The organism is Capnocytophaga sp. oral taxon 380 str. F0488 (assembly GCF_000318255.2).
Lineage (GTDB): Bacteria > Bacteroidota > Bacteroidia > Flavobacteriales > Flavobacteriaceae > Capnocytophaga > Capnocytophaga ochracea.
On record NZ_KB291234.1, the window covers coordinates 1 to 2,388 of the forward strand.

Below are 2,388 nucleotides of genomic sequence, written 5' to 3' on the forward strand. Positions count from 1 at the left end.
AATGGTAAGAGGTGAGACCTTTGACTATAACCACCTTAAATCGTTTTAGGTAAGAGGTAAGAGGTAAAAGATAAGAGCTTTTTAAAACTCCTTTTTGTATCTTAACCTAAAATACCAATTCCTAATCATATTTTTAACATATAGGGATAAAAAACATATTTTCTCAATTGACAATTGATAATTAATAATTAACAATTGTTGTGATGCTAACGCTCTTTAAAAGAATCTCTACGCGCGAAAAGTCTACGGGTGATTAGTATTACTCGGCTATGATGTTACCACCGTTACACCTGTAACCTATCAACGTGGTCATCTCCCACGACCCTTAAAAGAAATCTCATCTTGTGGCGGGTTTCGTACTTATATGCCTTCAGCACTTATCCCATCCGCACTTAGCTACTCTGCTATGCCCTTGGCAAGACAACAGATACACCAGCGGTGCGTCCAACTCGGTCCTCTCGTACTAGAGTCAGATCCACGCAAATTTCTAACGCCCACAGTAGATAGAGACCGAACTGTCTCACGACGTTCTGAACCCAGCTCGCGTGCCACTTTAATGGGCGAACAGCCCAACCCTTGGGACCTTCTCCAGCCCCAGGATGTGACGAGCCGACATCGAGGTGCCAAACCCCCCCGTCGATGTGAGCTCTTGGGGGAGATCAGCCTGTTATCCCCGGCGTACCTTTTATCCTTTGAGCGATGGCCCTTCCATACGGAACCACCGGATCACTATGCTCTACTTTCGTACCTGATCGACTTGTGGGTCTCTCAGTCAAGCTCCCTTATGCCATTGCACTCTTCGCACGGTTACCAAGCGTGCTGAGGGAACCTTTAGAAGCCTCCGTTACTCTTTTGGAGGCGACCACCCCAGTCAAACTACCCTCCACGAATTGTCCCCTGCACTCTGCAGGGTTAGACCTCAGATAAGCAAAGGGTGGTATTTCAACAACGACTCCACAACTACCGGAATAGCCGCTTCGCAGTCTCCCACCTATCCTACGCATCACTTATCCAAGACCAATACGAAGATATAGTAAAGGTGCACAGGGTCTTTTCGTCCCACTGCGGGTAATCGGCATCTTCACCGATACTACAATTTCACCGAGCTCATGGCCGAGACAGTGTCCAAATCGTTACACCATTCGTGCAGGTCGGAACTTACCCGACAAGGAATTTCGCTACCTTAGGACCGTTATAGTTACGGCCGCCGTTTACTGGGGCTTCAATTCAAACCTTCGCTTACGCTAAGCTCTCCTCTTAACCTTCCAGCACCGGGCAGGTGTCAGACCCTATACCTCATCTTTCGATTTTGCAGAGTCCTGTGTTTTTGATAAACAGTCGCTTGGACCTCTTCACTGCGGCCTATCTTACGATAGGCGACCTTTCTCCCGAAGTTACAGGTCTATTTTGCCTAGTTCCTTAGCCATGAATCTCTCGAGCGCCTTAGAATTCTCTTCCCAATCACCTGTGTCGGTTTACGGTACGGGCATTAATCTTCGCTTTTCTTGGAAACGTTGTCACCACTCTATCACCTTAGCCGAAGCCTCAGTGTACTATCAAAGCCATAACAGCTCCTTTAACGTACTATTCCGTCAGTACGCGGTAGTTATCTCGTTCCGTCACTTTTATCAGATTAATGGTACAGGAATATTAACCTGTTGTACATCCACTTCCCCTGCTCGGGTGCGCGTTAGTCCCCGACTAACCCTCAGCTGATTAGCATAGCTGAGGAAACCTTGATCTTTCGGCGGGCAGGTTTCTCGCCTGCCTTATCGTTACTTATGCCTACATTTTCTTTTCTATCAGCTCCACTATGTCTCACAACTTTAGCTTCTACGCCTATAGAATGCTCCCCTACCGGTATATCTTTCAATAACCCCATAGCTTCGGTAATATGCTTATGCCCGTTTATTATCCATGCCCAACCGCTCGACTAGTGAGCTGTTACGCACTCTTTAAATGTATGGCTGCTTCCAAGCCAACATCCTAGCTGTCAGTGCAGTCAGACCGCGTTTGGTCAACTTAGCATATATTTGGGGACCTTAGCTGATGGTCCGGGTTCTTTCCCTTTAGGATATGGACCTTAGCACCCATACCCTCACTGCTGATGAGCATTTAATAGCATTCGGAGTTTGTCAGGAATTGGTAGGCGATGAAACCCCCGCATCCAATCAGTAGCTCTACCTCTATTAAACTCACTTCAACGCTGCACCTAAATGCATTTCGGGGAGTACGAGCTATTTCCCAGTTTGATTGGCCTTTCACCCCTACCCTCAGGTCATCCGAAGTCTTTTCAACGACAACCAGTTCGGTCCTCCACGCTGTGTTACCAGCGCTTCAACCTGCCCAAGGGTAGATCACCAGGTTTCGCGTCTACTACTACCAACT

General features: G+C 47.4%; 1 rRNA gene. It reads right to left on the reverse strand.

What is annotated here, in order from left to right:
* Positions 1-233: 233 nt before the first annotated feature.
* Positions 234-2,388: ribosomal RNA gene (locus tag HMPREF9078_RS09885) — 23S ribosomal RNA — on the reverse strand; the annotation flags it as partial.